Origin of the sequence: Vibrio pelagius (assembly GCF_024347575.1) — a bacterium.
GTDB lineage: Bacteria > Pseudomonadota > Gammaproteobacteria > Enterobacterales > Vibrionaceae > Vibrio > Vibrio pelagius.
Genome location: NZ_AP025503.1, coordinates 2,784,501 through 2,804,296 on the forward strand (window position 1 = coordinate 2,784,501; position 19,796 = coordinate 2,804,296).

General features: G+C 45.7%; 25 protein-coding genes. 16 read left to right on the forward strand and 9 right to left on the reverse strand.

The features are described from left to right. Positions 1-35: 35 nt before the first annotated feature. The 4 genes from pyrB (at position 36) to vsple_RS12275 (ending at position 3,277) form a co-directional block, all read left to right on the forward strand. Positions 36-965 carry an aspartate carbamoyltransferase gene (gene pyrB, locus vsple_RS12260; protein WP_032553253.1) on the forward strand — a complete coding sequence of 310 codons (930 nt, stop codon included), beginning with the start codon at positions 36-38 and terminating at the stop codon, positions 963-965. A gap of 13 nt (positions 966-978) precedes the next feature. Next, positions 979-1,440 carry an aspartate carbamoyltransferase regulatory subunit gene (gene pyrI, locus vsple_RS12265; RefSeq protein ID WP_032553254.1) on the forward strand — a complete coding sequence of 154 codons (462 nt, stop codon included), beginning with the start codon at positions 979-981 and terminating at the stop codon, positions 1,438-1,440. Between the two features lie 136 nt (positions 1,441-1,576). Continuing rightward, on the forward strand, positions 1,577-1,966 hold the full coding sequence (locus vsple_RS12270; RefSeq protein WP_032553255.1) for a RidA family protein: 390 nt from the start codon (positions 1,577-1,579) through the stop codon (positions 1,964-1,966). Between the two features lie 106 nt (positions 1,967-2,072). Further along, positions 2,073-3,277 (forward strand): IS3 family transposase gene (locus vsple_RS12275; RefSeq protein ID WP_261881532.1). Its coding sequence is split into 2 segments (ribosomal slippage): positions 2,073-2,442 and positions 2,442-3,277, totalling 1,206 coding nucleotides; the frame shifts between segments, so codons are not numbered across the junction. Between the two features lie 53 nt (positions 3,278-3,330). Here the strand turns inward: vsple_RS12275 and vsple_RS12280 are convergent. The 8 genes from vsple_RS12280 to mlaF all read right to left on the reverse strand — a co-directional run bounded on the left by vsple_RS12280 (position 3,331) and on the right by mlaF (position 8,768). Further along, complete coding sequence (locus tag vsple_RS12280; protein WP_255229844.1) at positions 3,331-4,056, reverse strand: 1-acylglycerol-3-phosphate O-acyltransferase; 726 nt, start codon at positions 4,054-4,056, stop codon at positions 3,331-3,333. A gap of 147 nt (positions 4,057-4,203) precedes the next feature. Further along, on the reverse strand, positions 4,204-5,469 hold the full coding sequence (murA, locus tag vsple_RS12285) for a UDP-N-acetylglucosamine 1-carboxyvinyltransferase (protein WP_261883169.1): 1,266 nt from the start codon (positions 5,467-5,469) through the stop codon (positions 4,204-4,206). Between the two features lie 8 nt (positions 5,470-5,477). Continuing rightward, positions 5,478-5,732 (reverse strand): BolA family iron metabolism protein IbaG, encoded by a 255-nt coding sequence (gene ibaG / locus vsple_RS12290; protein ID WP_032553259.1) that lies wholly within the window; start codon positions 5,730-5,732, stop codon positions 5,478-5,480. A gap of 13 nt (positions 5,733-5,745) precedes the next feature. Continuing rightward, the gene (locus tag vsple_RS12295) at positions 5,746-6,054 is read right to left on the reverse strand and encodes an STAS domain-containing protein (protein WP_261882133.1); all 309 of its coding nucleotides are present in this window, start codon (positions 6,052-6,054) and stop codon (positions 5,746-5,748) included. Then, positions 6,051-6,677, reverse strand: coding sequence for an ABC transporter substrate-binding protein (locus vsple_RS12300; protein WP_420833805.1), 627 nt, complete (start codon positions 6,675-6,677; stop codon positions 6,051-6,053). Before vsple_RS12300 ends, vsple_RS12295 begins: the two co-directional genes overlap by 4 nt. A gap of 22 nt (positions 6,678-6,699) precedes the next feature. Then, entirely contained in the window at positions 6,700-7,191 is a 492-nt protein-coding gene (gene mlaD, locus vsple_RS12305) for an outer membrane lipid asymmetry maintenance protein MlaD (protein WP_255229838.1), read from the reverse strand. Positions 7,192-7,193: 2 nt separating this feature from the next. Continuing rightward, complete coding sequence (mlaE, locus tag vsple_RS12310; RefSeq protein WP_255229837.1) at positions 7,194-7,973, reverse strand: lipid asymmetry maintenance ABC transporter permease subunit MlaE; 780 nt, start codon at positions 7,971-7,973, stop codon at positions 7,194-7,196. Then, the gene (gene mlaF, locus vsple_RS12315) at positions 7,974-8,768 is read right to left on the reverse strand and encodes a phospholipid ABC transporter ATP-binding protein MlaF (protein ID WP_261882135.1); all 795 of its coding nucleotides are present in this window, start codon (positions 8,766-8,768) and stop codon (positions 7,974-7,976) included. Between the two features lie 264 nt (positions 8,769-9,032). On the opposite strand from mlaF, the gene vsple_RS12320 reads away from it, so the two are divergent. From vsple_RS12320 to mgtE, 12 genes are all read left to right on the forward strand, one after another. Next, on the forward strand, positions 9,033-9,998 hold the full coding sequence (locus tag vsple_RS12320) for a calcium/sodium antiporter (RefSeq protein ID WP_255229835.1): 966 nt from the start codon (positions 9,033-9,035) through the stop codon (positions 9,996-9,998). A 42-nt stretch (positions 9,999-10,040) separates the two neighbouring features. Beyond that, positions 10,041-11,012, forward strand: coding sequence for an arabinose-5-phosphate isomerase KdsD (gene kdsD / locus vsple_RS12325; RefSeq protein WP_261882136.1), 972 nt, complete (start codon positions 10,041-10,043; stop codon positions 11,010-11,012). Continuing rightward, positions 11,012-11,569 (forward strand): 3-deoxy-manno-octulosonate-8-phosphatase KdsC, encoded by a 558-nt coding sequence (kdsC, locus tag vsple_RS12330; RefSeq protein WP_255229833.1) that lies wholly within the window; start codon positions 11,012-11,014, stop codon positions 11,567-11,569. The genes kdsD and kdsC overlap by 1 nt, the downstream gene beginning before the upstream one ends. Next, a complete protein-coding gene (gene lptC / locus vsple_RS12335) occupies positions 11,566-12,129 on the forward strand; it encodes an LPS export ABC transporter periplasmic protein LptC (protein ID WP_261882137.1) in 564 nt (187 codons plus the stop codon). Before kdsC ends, lptC begins: the two co-directional genes overlap by 4 nt. After that, positions 12,110-12,604: a lipopolysaccharide transport periplasmic protein LptA gene (gene lptA / locus vsple_RS12340; protein ID WP_261882138.1), complete on the forward strand. Its 495-nt coding sequence runs from the start codon at positions 12,110-12,112 to the stop codon at positions 12,602-12,604. The genes lptC and lptA overlap by 20 nt, the downstream gene beginning before the upstream one ends. A gap of 2 nt (positions 12,605-12,606) precedes the next feature. Then, positions 12,607-13,332 (forward strand): LPS export ABC transporter ATP-binding protein, encoded by a 726-nt coding sequence (gene lptB / locus vsple_RS12345; RefSeq protein ID WP_032553270.1) that lies wholly within the window; start codon positions 12,607-12,609, stop codon positions 13,330-13,332. 54 nt (positions 13,333-13,386) lie between these two features. Continuing rightward, the gene (locus vsple_RS12350; protein ID WP_255229829.1) at positions 13,387-14,853 is read left to right on the forward strand and encodes an RNA polymerase factor sigma-54; all 1,467 of its coding nucleotides are present in this window, start codon (positions 13,387-13,389) and stop codon (positions 14,851-14,853) included. Between the two features lie 24 nt (positions 14,854-14,877). Then, positions 14,878-15,165 (forward strand): ribosome hibernation promoting factor, encoded by a 288-nt coding sequence (hpf, locus tag vsple_RS12355; protein WP_032553272.1) that lies wholly within the window; start codon positions 14,878-14,880, stop codon positions 15,163-15,165. Position 15,166: 1 nt separating this feature from the next. Then, positions 15,167-15,628, forward strand: coding sequence for a PTS IIA-like nitrogen regulatory protein PtsN (gene ptsN / locus vsple_RS12360; protein WP_032553273.1), 462 nt, complete (start codon positions 15,167-15,169; stop codon positions 15,626-15,628). Position 15,629: 1 nt separating this feature from the next. Next, positions 15,630-16,499: an RNase adapter RapZ gene (gene rapZ / locus vsple_RS12365; protein ID WP_261882139.1), complete on the forward strand. Its 870-nt coding sequence runs from the start codon at positions 15,630-15,632 to the stop codon at positions 16,497-16,499. A gap of 3 nt (positions 16,500-16,502) precedes the next feature. Beyond that, entirely contained in the window at positions 16,503-16,778 is a 276-nt protein-coding gene (locus vsple_RS12370; RefSeq protein ID WP_150893324.1) for an HPr family phosphocarrier protein, read from the forward strand. A gap of 149 nt (positions 16,779-16,927) precedes the next feature. Further along, complete coding sequence (gene mgtE, locus vsple_RS12375; protein ID WP_255229827.1) at positions 16,928-18,283, forward strand: magnesium transporter; 1,356 nt, start codon at positions 16,928-16,930, stop codon at positions 18,281-18,283. 110 nt (positions 18,284-18,393) lie between these two features. On the opposite strand, the gene pmbA is transcribed toward mgtE, so the two are convergent. Continuing rightward, the gene (gene pmbA, locus vsple_RS12380) at positions 18,394-19,737 is read right to left on the reverse strand and encodes a metalloprotease PmbA (protein WP_261882140.1); all 1,344 of its coding nucleotides are present in this window, start codon (positions 19,735-19,737) and stop codon (positions 18,394-18,396) included. Positions 19,738-19,796: the final 59 nt, after the last annotated feature.

Here is a 19,796-nt window from a genome sequence, read left to right on the forward strand (position 1 = left end):
TTTATGGTCATTACATTATTGTGGGGAAGAAGATCATGGCGAACTCGCTCTATAAAAAGCACATCATCTCAATTCCAGAGCTTTCTCGTGAAGAGCTAGAATTGATTGTTCAAACAGCTGGTCAGCTAAAAGCGGAGCCGAATCCTGAGCTGATAAAAAACAAAGTTGTCGCGAGTTGTTTCTTTGAACCTTCAACACGAACTCGTCTCTCTTTCGAAACGGCGATCCAACGTATCGGTGGCGACGTGATCGGTTTTGATAGCGGCGGTAACACCTCTCTAGCGAAGAAAGGTGAAACCCTAGCTGACTCTGTACAAGTTATCTCTTCATATGTAGACGCTTATGTGATGCGCCATCCTCAAGAAGGTGCAGCACGACTGGCTTCTGAGTTCTCTAACGGCGTGCCGGTAATTAACGCAGGTGACGGTGCTAACCAACATCCAACGCAAACGCTTTTAGACCTATTCTCTATCGCCGAAACACAAGGCCGTCTTGATAACCTTAACGTCGCGTTCGTCGGCGACCTAAAGTACGGCCGTACCGTTCACTCTCTGACTCAAGCTTTAGCTAAGTTCAATAACATCCGTTTCTACTTCATCGCTCCTGAAGCTCTAGCCATGCCAGACTACATCTGTGAAGAGTTAGACGAGGCTGGCATTGAGTACCAACTTCTGACTGATATGGACTCTGTGATTCCAGAACTGGATGTCTTGTACATGACGCGTGTACAAAAAGAGCGTTTCGATGAGTCTGAATATGCGCATATTAAATCTGCTTATATCTTAACGGCTGCGCTACTTGAAGGGGCAAGAGAAAACCTTAAGGTCCTTCACCCGCTACCACGCGTCGATGAAATCACTATCGACGTCGATAAAACGCCACACGCTTACTACTTCCAGCAAGCTGAGAATGGTGTTTACGCACGTGAAGCACTGCTCGCCCTTGTTCTTAACGAAACGCTGTAATAGGAGAGATATCATGTCTAAAGGAACTCAGTTAAAAGTTGAAGCGATCAAAAACGGCACGGTAATCGACCATATTCCAGCAAACGTGGGTATCAAGGTATTAAAGCTGTTTGATCTGCATAACTCTCACCAGCGCGTGACTATCGGCCTTAACCTTCCTTCTTCTGCTCTAGGTGGCAAAGACCTACTGAAGATTGAGAATGTGTTCGTGACAGAAGAGCAAGCGAACAAGCTAGCACTTTACGCGCCGCACGCAACCGTGAACCAGATTGAAGAATACGAAGTAGTAAAGAAGCTGGCTCTAGAGCTACCAGACCAGATCAACGATGTATTTGAATGCCCAAATACCAACTGCATTACTCATAATGAGCCGGTCGAAAGCAGCTTTAAGATCTTTGAAAAAAATGACGATATTCGCTTAAAGTGCAAATACTGTGAAAAGGTCTTCTCTCGCGAGATCGTTACAGAGAGATAACACCTCCTTGTAGCACGTAAAGAATATGAAAACTATGAAATACCTCGCCTGAGCGGGGTATTTTATTCTTTACCTCATGCCGCTTTGAAGGCACACTGAATTTCGCTTTTTATCTAATAAAATGATGGAACCTATAATGACTAAAGTACTTCACACAGAATCAGCTCCAGCAGCAATCGGCCCATACGTACAAGGCGTTGACCTAGGCAACATGGTACTGACTTCAGGTCAGATCCCAGTAAACCCAGCTACTGGTGAAGTGTCTTCTGACATCGCAGAACAAGCTCGTCAATCTCTAGAAAACGTTAAAGCCGTTGTTGAAGCGTCTGGTCTAACAGTAAAAGACATTGTTAAGCTAACGGTATTCGTTAAAGACCTTAACGACTTCGGCACAGTAAACGAAGTTTACGGTAAGTTCTTCGACGAGCACGACGTTGCAAACTACCCTGCACGTTCATGTGTTGAAGTAGCACGTCTTCCTAAAGATGTTGGTATCGAAATCGAAGCTATCGCTGTTCGCAAATAGTTTCGACCAGATACAAAAAAGGTTGCCACTGCGGCAACCTTTTTTAGTATCTGTGACCCGTCCTAAATAAGGTTGACACTCCCCAAGCAGAAAATTGGAGAGTGTTATGAAATCAATAACTAGACGAACTCAATGTGATTACTCCCTCGCTTTTAAATTGGATGTTGTTGATCAAGTCGAGCGAGGTGAACTGACTTACAAACAAGCACAAGACAAGTACGGCATACAAGGTTGTTCTACAGTATTAGTGTGGCTCCGAAAGCACGGTCGACTTGATTGGTCTGGGGGCACACCTCGATTCATGAAGAAAGGTTTACCTATGTCTGAATTCAATTCACCACCTACACCAGAGCAACGTATCAAAGAGTTAGAAAAGAAACTCGAGGATACCAAACTGAGGGCCGACTTCTTTGAAGAAGTAGTAAAAGTTATGGAACGAGACCATGGTGTCCGCGTCGTAAAAAAGCACAAAGGTGCGTCGTCCAAGAGCAAAACATAGCTCAGCTCACGGTGACTAGATTTTGCCAAATCATCAATATATCTAGGCAAGCATATTATAAACAGTGTCTTATTGACGATCGTAACAGGCAGCGTGACAAAGCTCTTCTGAGCTTTGTTCGTGAAACTCGCATCAAACAGGCTCGAATAGGAACGAGAAAGCTTAAGTACATGATGGAAAAAGCTGGAATGAAAGTAGGTCGGGATTATCTATTTTCTCTGCTTAAACATCATCGGCTGCTTGTGAAGGTTAAACGTGCTTACCATCGAACAACGGATAGCCATCATAGGTTTTACTGCCACCCAAATAAAATAAAGGATGGCTTTAAGCCCGAAAGACCGGAACAGTTGTGGGTTGCTGATATTACTTACCTTCCAACCTATGAGGGAAACAGTTACGTCAGTCTTATCACTGATGCCTATTCCAGAAAGATCGTCGGATACAGCGTGGATGACAACATGCAGACGAAGGCCGTAAAACAAGCTTTTATAAGAGCTTTGAGAGAACGTCGAAATCAGGAAAGCTTAATCCATCACTCAGATAGAGGCTCACAGTACTGTTCAAAGGAGTACCAAGACTTACACTCTAGGCACAAGATCGTGTGTTCCATGACTGATGGATATGACTGCTATCAAAATGCCTTGGCAGAGAGAGTAAATGGTATTTTGAAAATGGAATACTTGTTGAAGAAACCTAAAGATGTTGCTCAGGCGAGAAAAATGGTCGCCGAGTCAGTAGAAATCTATAATCAGATGAGGCCACATACGGCCTTAAAATACAAAACGCCCGATGAAGTACATCGAGCGTTTTGACTAAAAAGTGTCAACCCATATCAGGACGGGTCACTGAAAAACGCTAAAGCGATTTACTTGCTGTTGAGAGCTTTCACTTCTTCATCAAGCTCTGCCAGTTTTGCTTTCATCTGCTCGCGGCACTCATTTGCTAGCTCACGCACATTCGACTTATCAAAACCTTCGATGCTGACTGGTGGCAGCATCTCTACGATAACGTGACCATTATTCCAACGGTTCAGTTTGATTCCGCCTGTAGAACTACATACGATTGGGATAATTGGTAAGCCAGCACCAATTGCGGCATGGAACGCACCGGTTTTAAATGGTAATAGGCCACGACCACGAGAGCGAGTTCCTTCAGGGAACATCCACACCGATACATCGCTACCTTTAAGGTTATTTACAACTTGATCGATAGTACCAACGGCTTTGCTACGGTTGGCACGGTCAATTAGGATGTTACCCGTTAGCCAGTAGAGCTGACCAAACAGTGGCATCCAAGCTAAGCTCTTCTTACCAACCGTAACCACTTTAGGTGTAACGGCAGAAGAAACTGTGAATAGATCCCAGTTGTTTTGGTGATTGGCAATATAGACGTGTTGACCACGAGAGTACGCGTCTTCTGGAATACGTAAGTCCAGAGTGATACCGAAAATCTTTGACATACGGCCAAAGTAACGGCCGAAAGTAAATACGTGCTTTGGATTGCGTGGGCTTAACAAGCAGTAACCACAACCAAACACAAACATCAAAATCGCAAATATTGCTACAGCGAAAATACGTAATATTGCTATCATTTTGTTCCTCAACAACCGCTTAACTAGGTCTGTTTTTATTACGCATGATGGTAACAGAGTCGTAAGCGGCAAAATACAATAAAAAAGCCGAAACCAAAGTTTCGACTTTCTTTTTTATTATCTCGTCATACGTCGTGGTATCGAGGCTTAGCTCGATTCACGAAAACGCGTGATGTTAGCACCAAGGGCCGATAACTTATCTTCAATCTTATCGTAGCCACGATCGATGTGATAAATACGGTCAACAATGGTTTCCCCTTGCGCGATACAGCCAGCAATCACTAAGCTTGCTGACGCACGCAGGTCAGTTGCCATCACTTGAGCACCGCTCAGTTTTTCAGTCTCACCACAAATCGCAGTATTACCTTCAATCTCAGCTTTTGCGCCCATACGCTGTAGTTCAGGGATGTGCATGAAACGGTTTTCGAAAATCGTTTCAGTGATCACGCCACTGCCCTTCGCCATCATGTTTAGCAGCGTAAACTGAGCCTGCATATCAGTTGGGAAGCCCGGGTGTGGAGCCGTTACAATCTTAACTGCTTTCAGCTCACGGTCAGTCATATCAAGGCTGATCCAATCTTCGCCGGTTTCAATCTTAGCACCCGCTTCTTCAAGCTTAGCAAGAGCCGCTTCAAGTAGATGCGCGCTAGTATTGCGACAAACCACTTTACCGCCCGACACAGCCGCTGCTACTAGGAAAGTGCCCGTCTCGATACGGTCGGCAACTACAGCATGCTTACCACCGCCAAGGCGTTCAACACCTTCGATTGTGATGGTATCTGTACCTGCGCCAGAAATCTTCGCACCTAGCTTGTTTAGGAATTCCGCAGTATCGACAATCTCAGGCTCACGCGCTGAGTTATCAAGTACAGTCGTGCCTTCTGCCAATGTTGCTGCACACATAATGGTAATGGTCGCACCAACGCTCACCTTATCCATTACGATGTGCGCGCCCTTTAGACGACCATCAACATTCGCTTTTACATAGCCGTCTTCTAGAGTGATCTCGGCACCTAGCTGCTCCAAACCGTGAATATGGAGATCCACCGGACGAGCACCAATCGCACAACCACCAGGCAGTGATACTTGGCCTTGACCAAAACGCGCCACTAGTGGCCCTAAAGCCCAAATCGAAGCTCGCATTGTTTTTACTAGATCATACGGTGCGCAAAATTCGTTAATTTCGCTACCATCGACATGTACGCTCCCGTTACGAGACACTTTTGCACCTAGGCGCTTAAGTAGCTCCATTGTGGTGTCGATATCACGTAGGTGAGGAACATTACTTACTTCAACGGGCTCTTCTGCCAAAATTGAAGCAAACAAAATAGGTAGTGCAGCATTTTTTGCACCAGAGATCTTCACTTCACCGTTTAACGGCTGATCCGATCCAATAACTCGAAACTTTTCCATCATAAACCTTAAAGTGACATCAGTTTCTTATCACGTTCCCACTCTTCTGGCGTGTATGCCTTGATAGAAAGAGCATGGATGTCATTGCGTTGAATGTACTCCATTAGTGGGCCGTAGATCAGTTGCTGCTTCTTAACGCGGTTCATGCCGTCAAAACATGCATCCACTGCAACAACTTCGTAATGGCTGCCTTCGCCCTTCACGATAATCTCTTGAAGGTTAAGTGCCTCTGCTAATAATTCTTGTACTTTTGTGCTGTCCACAAATAGCTCCTGCCTAATCTTTTAAGTGTTCTGCCATCATTGGCTGGATATTGCTCAATTGGAACAACGTTCGTAATTGTTCTGGCACGAAACTGAGCATTATATGACAGTTTTGATTTTTTGCATGCTCTATTAAGTGAATTAGCATCACCATTCCTGATGAATCGATACGCTCAACCGTGTTGAGGTTCACTTGCACGCGAGATTCTGTCGTTTTCCATGCCTTTAATGTGCGCCAAATTGCAGGCACGCTGTCGCGGTCTAAATCACCACTTAGCTGAAATTCGGCCGAGCTAAGCTCGCTCCATTGCGTTTGACTCATTTTTTCGAGCTCTCAAAACGAATAGGTTGCGCCGCTAACTGCTCTAATTCTTTAGCCACAGAAAGAATCCCTTGTTGGCGAATCTTAGTGTTCCACTCTGATTGTTTACTCGAGAGTAGACTGATCCCTTCAGCCACCATATCAAAGGCTTTCCACTCACCGGTTTTCTTATCTTTACGCAGCTTAAACTCAAGTTTGATGTTCGGTCTTGGCGAATCAATGATGTCGACTTTGATGCTGGTAATACGGCTATCAGGTTTGATATTTGGCTCTGGGCCAAACTGAATAGTTTGGTCCGTGTATTGTGTCAGCACTTGAGCATAAGAAGAAACAAGGTATTCACGGAACGCGTCAATGAAGACGAGTACGTCATCTTTCTTGGCACCTTTCAGATTTGGTCCCAATAGTTTTAGTGCTGCGTACTGTGCGTTGACATAAGGCATCAGCTCTTCTTCAACAATCACCTTCAACAACTCTGGGTCTTGTTTGATGCTCTCTTGCTCTACCTTGAGACGGTTAAATGCCACCTCAGAAACCTGGGTCATCATTTGATAAGGCTGTGTTTGGTCAATATTCTCTTTGGCTACAACATTAGTCGCAAAGATCACAGCCACGACCATCATAAACACTCTTTTTAACATGAATTTATTCCTCAGTTGTCGCTTCGTCAGAGCCGCCAACGCTGTAAAGCACTTGGCCAATTAGATCTTCTAATACTAATGCAGATTTGGTGTCTTCGATAACATCACCGTCAACCAACATCTCTTCATCTTCAAAGACAAAGCCGGGCACTAGGCTGATGTACTGCTCACCAATCAAACCTGATGTCAAAATCTGTGCACTTGAGGTTTCTGAAAACTGGTCATATTTCGCATCAATCGATAGCTCGACGACAGGTAGATAACTTTCTGTATCTAGCTGAATGCTGTTCACGCGGCCAACGACAACGCCACCAACCTTCACCGGAGAGCGAACTTTCAAGCTACCGATATTATCGAACGTCGCTTTTAGTGTGTAAGTATGGTTGGAACCTAGCCCTTTCACGTCAGCGACTTGAAAGATCATGATTAAGATTGCGCAAATTCCCGCGATAACAAAGCTACCGACCCATAATTCTAATTTTCGAGTTTGTTGCATGATTAATTCCCGAACATCAATGCTGTAAGAACAAAATCTAGCCCTAATACTGCTAGAGAAGAGTGCACCACGGTGCGAGTGGTTGCACGGCTAATACCTTCCGAGGTTGGTATTGCGTCATAGCCATTAAACAGAGCAATCCAAGTGACGGTAATTGCGAACACCATGCATTTGATCATGCTGTTGCCAATATCTCGTCCTAGCTCAACTGAAGACTGCATCGCCGACCAGAAGCTGCCGTGATCAATGCCTTTCCAATCCACACCAACCAGTTGACCGCCCCAGATACCAACCGCCATAAAAATCATAGCCAACAGTGGCATTGAAATAAGGCCAGCCCAAAGCCGCGGTGCGATCACGCGCTTTAGTGGGTCTACTGCCATCATTTCGAGGCTAGATATCTGCTCGGTTGCCTTCATTAAGCCAATCTCAGCCGTTAAAGCAGAACCTGCTCGCCCTGCAAAAAGCAGCGCTGTCACTACCGGACCCAATTCACGCAGCAGTGACAAAGCGACCATCTGGCCGAGGTTACCTTCTGCACCATAATCAATCAGTACCACGTAGCCTTGTAAGCTGAGTACCATACCGATAAACAGTCCAGAGACGACGATGATCGCCAGTGACTGAACTCCTACGCTATATAACTGCTTCACCAATAGCGGGAAGTTTTTTAAGCGCGGAATACCGAAAAAAGCGCCCGACAACATCAAACTTGCGCGACCAAATGCTTCGCACATCGCTAATGTTCGGCGACCGACTCCAGCGATATAATTTACAAACATCTAGAATAGATCCTTCTCTAAACTTTGGGCTGGGAAACGAAACGGAACTGGGCCATCCGCTTCACCATTCAAGAATTGCTGTACTCGTGGATCGGCATTTTGTCGCAGCTCTTCAGGCGTCCCTTTCGCAATAATTTTGCCATCGGCGAGTAGGTAAACCCAATCAGCAATGCTCATCACCTCTGGCACATCGTGCGATACCACAATTGAGGTGAGACCTAACGCTTGATTAAGATTACGAATAAGCTCAACCAATACACCCATAGTGATAGGGTCCTGACCAACAAAGGGTTCATCGTACATAATGAGGTCGGGATCGAGAGCGATTGCTCTTGCTAGCGCCGCACGCCTTGCCATACCGCCAGACAACTCACTCGGCATTAACTGCGCTGCACCACGCAGTCCAACAGCCTCAAGTTTAAGCAGCACAACGGTGCGAATCAGAGACTCATCTAATTCAGTGTGTTCACGCAGCGGAAAAGCAACGTTATCGAAGACATTAAGATCAGTAAAAAGTGCCCCTGACTGGAACAACATGCTCATTTTTTTACGAGCTTGGTAAAGCTTACGTCGCGATAAACTCGGAATGTTGTCACCATCAAACCAAATTTCACCTTGATCTGGAGGGAGCTGCCCACCAATTAAGCGCAACAACGTCGTTTTACCGATGCCCGATGGTCCCATGATGGCCGTTACTTTTCCTTGAGGAACTTCGAGATCGATATTATCGAAAATCACTCGTTCCCCTCGAGAAAAGCTGAGGTTCTTAACTTTCACAAGCTCATTCTTTAGCATGCTTTTGTTATGTCCTTGCTCTAAAAAACGCCAATAATTGTGCTCATGATAAGTAGTCTGAATGAGAATTAAAAGCACTGTTCAATTAATTATAGTAAATCAAAACATCAAGCAGAGAATTGAAACTATTGAGAAATATCTCTACAAATGCACTTTCTTTACAACTTAGTCAGAATTAATTGTATCCGTGACTTCCCTTTTATCTAGCAACACGTCAAAATTAGCGGTTAATTGTCCATTTTTTATTAATTTTTAGGAATCATCATGCTTGAAGCGATTGCGTTTCTTATTATCGGCCTAGGTTTTTTGGTGTGGAGTGCAGATAAACTGGTTTACGGTGCTGCGGCATTGGCTCGCAACTTCGGAATCTCTCCCCTAGTTATCGGTATGACGATTCTTGCAATGGGCTCTTCTGCCCCTGAAATGATGGTTTCTGCAACCGCAGCACTTGACGGAAAAACGGACACTGCCGTAGGTAACGTGCTTGGTTCAAACATCGCCAACATCGCGCTAATTCTGGGCATTACAGCGCTGATTAAGCCGCTCTCTATTAGCTCTGCAGTAATCCGCCGTGAACTGCCTTTGATGATTGGTGTCACATTGCTGGCCGGTGCACTTCTGTGGGATAGCTACCTGGGCTTCTATGAAGGTATTCTGCTGTTCGTACTGTTTGCAGCATTCTTATTTGCAATGTTGCAGATCAGCCGCCGCGAAAAAAGCAACGGCGATGCCTTTATCGAAGAACAAGAGTCTGAAATTCCTCAAGGTGTTAGTAACATCAAAGCCGTTATGTGGGTGATTGTTGGTCTGATTGTTTTGCCTATTTCTGCAGATATGTTGGTCAACAACGCGGTCATTATCGCGAAATACTTCGGCATGAGTGACCTTGTTATCGGTCTAACCATTATCGCTGTCGGCACTAGCCTTCCTGAATTAGCAGCTTCACTTGCAGGCGTAATGAAGGGCGAAGATGACATGGCTGTCGGTAACATTATCGGTTCTAACGTATTTAACATCCTTGCGGTTATGGGTATCCCTGGCATCCTAAACCCTTCTATTCTAAGCGAGTTAGCAATGGGTCGTGACTTCTGGGTCATGCTCGGTGTTTCTTTGCTGTTGGTTGTTATGGCGCTTGGCAAATCACGCAGCGTCAACCGCATTGAAGGTGGCGCACTTGTGGTTTGCTTCTTGGCATACCAAGGCTACCTGCTGATGAACATGTCAGCGTAATCACAAACCAAGCATTCCTTTTATAAGACTCTGGAGTATCTGATGTCTCAATCATTCGATTACCGTAGTGTTGCTAAACAAGTATTAGAGATTGAAGTTGCTGGCCTCAATCAACTTGATCAGTACTTTAATGACGACTTTTGTCGCGCTTGTGATCTCATCCTCAACAACCAGGGCAAAGTGGTTGTAATGGGAATGGGTAAATCAGGACACATCGGCAATAAGATTGCTGCGACACTGGCGAGCACTGGCACCTCCGCGTTTTTTGTTCATCCAGGTGAAGCCGCACATGGTGATTTGGGCATGGTCGAATCGGGCGATATCGTAATAGCGATCTCCAACTCTGGCGAATCAGATGAGATTCTTAGCCTATTTCCGGTGCTAAAACGCTTAAACATCAAAATCATCAGTATGACAGGCAAACCAAAGTCGAACATGGCGACCCTGTCAGATATCCATCTTCAAATAACTGTACCTGAAGAGGCGTGCCCGCTTGGTTTGGCACCAACCAGCAGTACAACCGCTACACTAGTAATGGGTGATGCTCTGGCTGTCGCACTACTGCAAGCGCGTGGCTTTACAGCGGAAGACTTTGCGCTGTCGCATCCAGGTGGAGCACTCGGTCGCCAGCTGTTATTGAAGCTGGAAGATATTATGCATACCGGTGATGAACTGCCTAAAGTAGCTCCCAATGCACTTGTTCGTGATGCTCTACTTGAGATCTCCCAGAAAGGTTTAGGTATGACCGCAGTTGTCGATGAACAAGATAAAATGCTCGGTATATTTACCGATGGGGATTTACGCAGAATCTTAGACAAACGCATCGATATACATACGACTCAAATTGGTGATGTGATGACGCAAAACCCAACCGTGGCCGATCCAAACATCTTGGCAGTCGAAGGTCTTAACTTGATGCAAGAGAAGAGCATCAACGGTTTGATGCTTTGCCAAAATGGAATGCTGGTTGGCGCGCTTAACATGCACGACCTACTGAAAGCAGGAGTAATGTAATGACTCAAACTGTTGCCACACTTTACGGTTCTGTCGATGCTGACGTTTTTCAGATCGCGAAAGAGATAAAGCTGCTAATCTGTGATGTAGACGGCGTGTTTTCTGATGGTCTTGTTTACATGGGTAACCAAGGTGAAGAGCTTAAGACCTTCCATACCCGCGATGGCTACGGCATTAAGTCTTTAATGAATGCAGGGATTGAAATCGCCATCATTACCGGGCGTCAATCACAAATCGTCGAAAACCGCATGACAGCTCTCGGTATTAAGCTGATCTATCAAGGTCAAGACGACAAGGTTAAAGCTTATCAAGATATCTGCGATAAACTGAATATAGCTCCAGAGCATACTGGCTACATTGGTGATGACCTGATTGACTGGCCAGTGATGGAAAAAGTGGCATTGAAAGTGTGTGTCGCGGATGGTCACCCGCTACTCGTGCAACGAGCAAACTACGTAACCAATATTAAAGGTGGTCACGGAGCCGTGCGTGAAGTTTGCGACCTTATTTTACAAGCAAGGGATGAGCTAGACGTGCACAAAGGTCTAAGCATATGAGTTTAACCCGTATTATCTATTTAATACTGTTGTTTATTGCATCTTGGTCAGCTTATTACCTGTATGACAAAGAGCAAAGCACCGCAATTCAGGTTGCTCCTAATCTGGAATTGCCTATATTCAGCGGCAGGAATCTAGATAATATCAGCTACGACCAAGCAGGCATTCGTAGCTATCAAATAGAATCAAGTCATCTTGAGCACTACTCCAAAAGTGGCGACACCCTTTTTGAAAACCCGGTGCTCTCGGTATTTCGTGATGGTCACACAATCGAGTGGCAGATGACCGCAAGGCGTGCGGTACTCGACGACGACCAAACGTTGACACTTTATGATAATGTAATAGTGAAAAACCTATTACCAGAAGCCAGCTTCGACAACATGACTATGGATAAGTTAGTTGTTGAGCTCACTAGCCGAGACTTTCACTCCGAAAGCACAGTTCGTCTGATCGGCCCATTATTCGAAACTGAGGGACAAGCTATGAAGGGCAACTTCGATAGCAACACTGCAACCCTCTTTGAAAATGTTCAAGGTAGATATGAAACTCTTACACCTTAGTTTACTTGCTTTTGCGTTTGCGGCGCCAAACGCCCTTGCTCTGTCATCAGATACAGAGCAACCTGTTTATATCGATTCAGACAGCCAACAACTCGACATGAAGAGCAACAAGGTTACGTTTGAAGGCGATGTAAAATTAAAGCAAGGCAGCATTAATATTAACGCTGACAAAATCATCGTTACGCGTAATGCAAGCAGCGGTGAAATCGAGGCGATTCAAGGTTTTGGTAAACCAGCGCTTTTCTCACAGCTTACTGACGATGGTAAAACGCTAAGCGGACAGGCGTTTGAGCTGAATTATCAGTTGAGTACAGACAAGCTCATCATGACCAAAGAAGCACAACTGTCTCAAGACGGTAACCTAATTCGTGGTTCCAAGATCACCTATCAGATCTCCTCACAAAAACTGGTTGCTGACAGCGATGAAAATGAGCGTGTTTCAACCGTTCTTCAACCAGCACAAGTGAACAATTAACTATGGCAGTCTTAAAAGCGCAAAACCTGGCGAAGACCTACAGCAAACGTAAGGTCGTAACAGACGTGAGCCTGCAAGTCGAGTCTGGACAAATCGTTGGCTTACTGGGCCCTAACGGTGCTGGCAAAACCACCTCTTTCTACATGATCGTTGGTCTGGTTGCGCGTGATGAAGGCACCATCAGCATCGATGATAACGACATCAGTATCCTACCGATGCATAGCCGTTCACGTTTGGGGATCGGTTATCTACCGCAAGAAGCGTCTATCTTCCGCAAGCTTTCCGTTGAAGACAACATCATGTCGGTACTGCAAACACGTAAGGAATTAACGCCAGAAGAGCGCCAAGATAAACTCGAAGACCTGCTTGAAGAGTTCCATATTCAACACATTCGCACCAGTAACGGTATGGCACTGTCTGGTGGTGAGCGACGTCGTGTTGAAATTGCTCGCGCTCTGGCTGCGAATCCTCAGTTTATTCTGCTCGATGAACCGTTCGCGGGTGTTGACCCGATCTCAGTTATTGATATCAAGAAAATCATCGAGCACTTGCGTGATCGCGGTCTTGGCGTTTTGATCACTGACCACAACGTTCGTGAAACATTAGACGTGTGCGAAAAGGCTTATATTGTGAGCCAAGGGCACTTGATCGCCGAAGGTTCACCGGAGGATGTTCTCAATAACGAACAAGTGAAACAAGTTTATCTAGGCGAACAATTCCGTCTATGATTATATAGAGCGTATCGAGAATTCTAAGAATAATAACTAGGTAAGTAATACTGAATGAAACCCTCATTACAACTTAAGCTAGGCCAGCAATTAGCAATGACCCCACAGCTACAACAAGCGATCCGTTTGTTGCAGTTGTCTACGTTGGATTTGCAACAAGAGATTCAAGAGGCTTTGGAATCAAACCCACTTCTCGACGTAGAAGAGGGGAATGATGACGCCCCTACAAACTCTGAAGAAAAACCTAGCCGTGACGAGAAAGAAACAGCAGAGGCCACTGCTGAACCAGACTTACCTGACAGTTCCGATCTGATTGAAAAGTCAGAAATTGGCAACGACTTAGAAATCGATACTACTTGGGAAGATGTGTACAGTGCTAACACTGGTAATACTGGTATTGCGATCGACGATGATATGCCGGTTTACCAAGGTGAGACAACACAAAGCCTGCAAGATTACCTATTGTGGCAATTAGACCTTACGCCATTTTCAGAAACTGACCGTACTATTGCATTAGCGTTGATTGATGCAATTGACGACTACGGCTACCTGACTGTTTCGAGTGAAGAGATCCTTGAAAGCTTCGACAACGAAGAGATTGAACTCGACGAGATTGAAGCCGTTCGAAAACGTATTCAACAGTTCGATCCGCTCGGCGTGGGCTCGCTGAACTTGCAAGACTGTTTGCTACTGCAACTGGCGACATTCCCTGAAGATACTCCGTGGCTGACAGAGGCAAAGTTAGTACTTACTAGCCACATCGACCAGTTAGGCAATCGTGATTACAAACTGATCATCAAAGAGACTAAGTTAAAAGAAGCAGAGCTACGTGAAGTTCTGCAGCTTATACAGCAACTAGACCCGCGACCAGGCAGCAAAATTACCCCGGATGAAACCGAGTATGTTGTCCCTGATGTATCGGTGTTTAAAGATCTAGGTAAGTGGTTAGTCACCATCAACCCAGATAGCGTACCAAAGCTGAAAGTGAACCAGCAGTACGCCGACTTAGGCAGTAAAGGCAATAGTGCTGACAACCAATACATTCGCTCCAACTTGCAAGAGGCAAAATGGCTAATTAAAAGCCTAGAGAGCCGAAATGAGACCCTACTCAAAGTTGCGCGATGCATTGTTGAACATCAGCACGATTTCTTCGAACATGGTGAAGAAGCCATGAAGCCTATGGTGTTGAATGACGTCGCTCTTGCAGTCGACATGCATGAATCCACAATTTCTCGTGTTACGACACAGAAGTTCATGCACACACCACGAGGCATCTTTGAGCTGAAATACTTCTTCTCTAGTCATGTCAGCACAGACAACGGCGGAGAGTGTTCATCAACAGCAATTCGTGCGCTGATTAAGAAACTGGTGGCTGCTGAAAACACAGCGAAACCACTCAGCGACAGCAAGATTGCTGCTTTACTGGCTGACCAAGGAATTCAGGTAGCTAGAAGAACCATAGCAAAATACCGTGAATCTTTAGGCATTGCCCCTTCGAGTCAGCGTAAACGCCTGCTATAGGGCACTAACTGAAAAGGAAAGTCTATGCAAATCAATATTCAAGGCCATCACGTTGATCTTACCGATTCAATGCAAGACTATGTTCACACCAAATTTGAAAAGCTTGAACGCTTTTTTGAGCACATTAATAACGTTCAAGTCGTATTGAAAGTTGAGAAAATCAATCAGATTGCGGAAGCAACGCTTCATGTCAATCAAGGCGATATTCATGCGACAGCTACCGATGAAAATATGTATGCTGCAATTGATTCATTAGTTGATAAACTCGTTCGCCAACTCAACAAGCACAAAGAAAAGCTAAGTAGTCACTAACATGCAATTAAGCGAAGTACTTTCATTGGACTGCACCAAAAGTGCAGTTCAATGCACAAGCAAGAAAAGAGCTCTAGAAATCATCAGCCAAATCGCAGCCGAGAGCTGTGGTCAAGACTCAACAGAGTTGTTCGAGTGCATGCTGAGTCGAGAGAAAATGGGCAGTACTGGCATCGGAAATGGTATCGCTATTCCCCATGCTCGTATGAATGTCAGCGACAAAGCGATCGCTGTTCTATTACAGTGCCAAGACCCTATCGAGTTTGATGCGATCGATAACCGCCCTGTTGATCTGCTATTTGCACTTTTGGTTCCTAGCGAGCAATGCAAAGAGCATCTTAAAACGCTTTCTTGCATGGCAGAACGACTCAACGATAAGCAAACGCTGAAACAACTGCGCAATGCACAAAGCGATCAAGAGCTTTACGACATTATGATCCAAGTGCCGACTTGCGAGCAATAACATGCGCCTTATCGTAGTTAGTGGTCAATCAGGCGCTGGCAAAAGCGTTGCATTGCGAGTTCTTGAAGATCTCGGGTATTACTGTGTTGATAACTTACCTGTTAACCTGCTCGGTAACTTCGTTGAGTCAGTCAAAGAGATCAATCAAAACGTTGCAGTAAGCATCGATATACGCAACCTGCCTAAAGAACCTCATCTTGTCACAGAGACACTGGCTCAATTAGAAGATGCCGCCAATATTGATGTTAGCGTGCTGTTTTTAGATGCAAACAAACAAACACTGCTCAAGCGCTATAGCGAAACGCGCCGCATCCACCCACTTTCTCTGGGTGACGATAAGCTCTCTCTAGAACAAGCCATCAACCTCGAGAAGCAGCTGCTTTCTCCACTGGCTGACCAAGCCGATATTTTGATTGATAGTAGTAATTGCAACCTCTACGAATTGAGTGAGCAGGTACGCCTTAAAGTTGAAGGCAAAGAGAAGCAAGAGCTGATTATTGTTTTTCAATCCTTTGGTTTTAAATACGGTTTACCTAGCGATGCAGACTATGTGTTTGATGTTCGTTTCCTGCCAAACCCTCACTGGGAGCCAGATCTCAGACCGCTAACTGGACTTGATGCTCCGATTCACTCTTTCCTAGAAAAACACCAGGAAGTGATCGAACTGAAGCAGCAGATTCAAGGTTTTGTCGAGCAATGGTTGCCAATGTTAGAAAAGAACAATCGCAGTTACCTAACGGTAGCAATTGGTTGTACTGGTGGTAAACACCGCTCTGTCTACCTGACTCAAAAGATCGGTGAATACTTTGACCAACTGGGCCACCAAGTACAGATTCGACACGCTTCATTAGAAAAAAACCAACAGGCCTAAATCATGGAATTGACCCGCACTGTACTCATTCAAAACCGTTTGGGGCTTCATGCTCGCGCAGCAGTAAAACTGGTCGAGCTTGCCCAGAGCTTCAATGCCACTTTGACCATTCATAGTGAAGATGAGAAAAGCGCGACAGCAGACAGTGTTATGGGATTACTCATGCTTGAATCTGCACAAGGTCAGCACATTCGCATTCAAGCTGAAGGCGACGATGCTCAACAGGCACTTGATGCTGTCTGCCACCTAATCGAAGATAAATTTGACGAAGGCGAGTAACTGAAACCGGGCAATGCCCCACCACAGCCTCGCCTTCCAACGCCTACCAAGCCTAAATCTTAGTTCTCCATAAGTTAATGATTTAACTACGTCGTAGAATTAAGTTACTATTCCTAACATCCATAGAATAATGAGAAGAGGAGGAAAACATGGCAGAGCAATTTGAATTTGACCAAGCTCACCAAACCCTCCAAGAAGTCAGCGAAGCCCTTGAAAACGGCCGATTTGTTCACGTACGTCGACAACTTCAGGACATGGAGCCTGAAGATATTGCACACCTTTTAGAAGCCTCCCCTCGCAAGAGTCGTGATGTACTTTGGCAACTTACCGATCCTGAAGACTACGGTGAAATTCTTGATGAGCTGAACGAAGACGTTAAGGATGCGTTGGTGTCGAAGATGGCACCAGAGATGCTCGCAGAGGCAACCGAAGGGATGGAGACCGATGACGTCGCCTACGTACTTCGAAGCCTGCCCGATGATGTTTCTCGTGAAGTTCTATCACAGATGGACTCAGCAGACCGAGCCTTGGTCGAGACTGCGCTGTCTTATCCAGAGGACTCTGCTGGTGCATTGATGAACACCGACGTAATCACCATTCGTGGTGATGTCGACGTCGATGTCGTTCTGCGCTATCTACGCATACGCGGTGAGCTGCCGGATGCGACGGACACGCTATACGTGATTGATGAAGATGAGCGTTTAATCGGTAATCTATCTCTAACTACACTGATTACCACTCAACCAGAAACCCTTGTTTCTGAAGTGATGGATGACGCTGATGAAGCGATCGCTGTTGAAACCAGCGCTTCCGATATCGCGAGCCTATTTGAGCGTCGTAACTGGGTATCGGCTCCAGTTGTTGATGAAAACCAACATCTTGTCGGTCGTATCACCATCGATGACGTGGTTGACGTGATTCGTGAAGATGCCGAGCACTCAATGATGAGTATGGCGGGTATGGACGATGACGAAGATACCTTCGCGCCTGTCGTAAAGTCTGCACGTCGTCGTAGTGTCTGGCTTGGTGCAAACGTGTTAGCCGCCCTTGCAGCCGCTTCGGTTTCGAATATGTTTGAAGCAACCCTCGACCAAATGGCAGCCATTGCGGTACTGATGACCATCGTACCTTCAATGGGTGGTGTAGCAGGTAACCAAACCGTCGCTCTGGTTATTCGTGGTCTAGCACTTGGTCACATTGGTGACAGTAACAAGCGAGAGCTATTGCTAAAAGAAGCCGCGATCGGTTTCCTCAATGGTGTCTTATGGGCATGCATCATCGGCGGTATCGTTGTGGCTTGGAAAGGCAACTGGATACTTGGCGGGATCATTTCTGCGGCAATGCTGACCAATTTAATCGTGGCAGGTATTGCTGGGGTAACCATCCCTGTGATGCTGAAGAAGATGAATATCGACCCAGCACTGGCTGGAGGTATGGCGTTGACTACCGTGACCGACGTGATTGGACTATCGGTATTCTTGGGCTTAGCAACAATACTCATCTAGTCTGAATGAGTGGCAGCTTTGAGCGAGAAGCTTAAGTCTAGACACTAAATAACCAAAGGGAGCCAGCGGCTCCCTTTTTAATTGTTCAGATTTGCGAAATGTGATTGGTATTACTCGCCTGCTACTTTCATCGACTCAAGCAAGATCGAGCCGGTTTGAATCTGTGAGCGTGTCTCTACATCGCTACCAACCGCAACAATCTGATTGAACATATCTTTCAGATTACCTGCAATCGTCACCTCAGACACTGGGTATTGAATCTCACCATTTTTAACCCAGAAGCCTGCGGCTCCACGAGAGTAATCCCCCGTTACTGTGTTTACGCCTTGCCCCATCACTTCGGTCACAAGCAAACCCGTGCCTAGCTCTTTTAGCATTTGCTCGAAGTTCTGACCCGTCGATTGAACAAACCAGTTGTGAATACCACCAGCATGGCCCGTTGGCGTCATATCCATCTTACGTGCCGCGTAGCTAGTCAGCAGGTAAGTCGCTAATACACCATCAGTAATAATCTCTCGGTCTTGTGTATAGACACCTTCACTATCAAATGGGCTCGACGCTAAGCCGCGTAAGATATGGGGACGTTCAGAGATATTGAACCATTCTGGTAAGATTTTCTCGCCTAGGTGATCCAATAAAAATGACGCTTTACGGTAAAGGTTGCCGCCACTGATCGCCATAACGAGGTGTCCGATGAGGCCCGTTGCTACATCGGCTGCAAACATGATCGGGTATTGACCGGTTGGTAGCTTCTTAGCATCCAAACGACTAATGGTCTTTTCTGCTGCTTCTTGACCCACACGCTCAGGCGTCCACAGCTCGTCACGGTGACGTGCAACGGTGTAGCTGTAGTCTCGTTCCATTTCTCCATTAATGCCCTGTCCAATCACACAACAACTCGTGCTGTGGCGGCTTGAAGCATAACTTGCAAGCAGACCGTGGCTATTGCCGTATACCTTTACGCCGTAGTGACTATCGTAGCTAGCACCATCGCTTTGCTTGATCTTATCGCTGTACGCGAGTGCTTGCTTCTCAGCCGCAATCGCGATTTCAGCCGCATAGTCAGGGTTTGGCTCATCAGGGTGGAACAGATCTAAGTCTGGAATCTCTTTAACCATGAACTCTTTAGGAGCCGGCCCTGCATAAGGATCTTCAGAGGTGTATTGAGCGATATCTAAAGCCGCCGCCACGGTTTGGGCGATCGCCTTTTCGCTCAAATCAGATGTAGATGCACTGCCTTTTTGTTGGCCGCGATAAACAGTAATACCAAGGGCACCATCACTATTAAATTCAACGTTTTCAACCTCACACATGCGTGTAGAGACACTCAAACCTGTTGATTTAGTAATAGCCACCTCTGCAGCATCGGCACTGACTGAAGCCATATCTAACGCTTTTGCTACTGCTGCTTCTAGCTCAACACGTTGCTGAGCGACTTGCTGTTTTACATCCATATCTATTCTATTTTTGAAGGTCTATATTACGTAGGATAACAAGAATTTCGCTTTCTCCC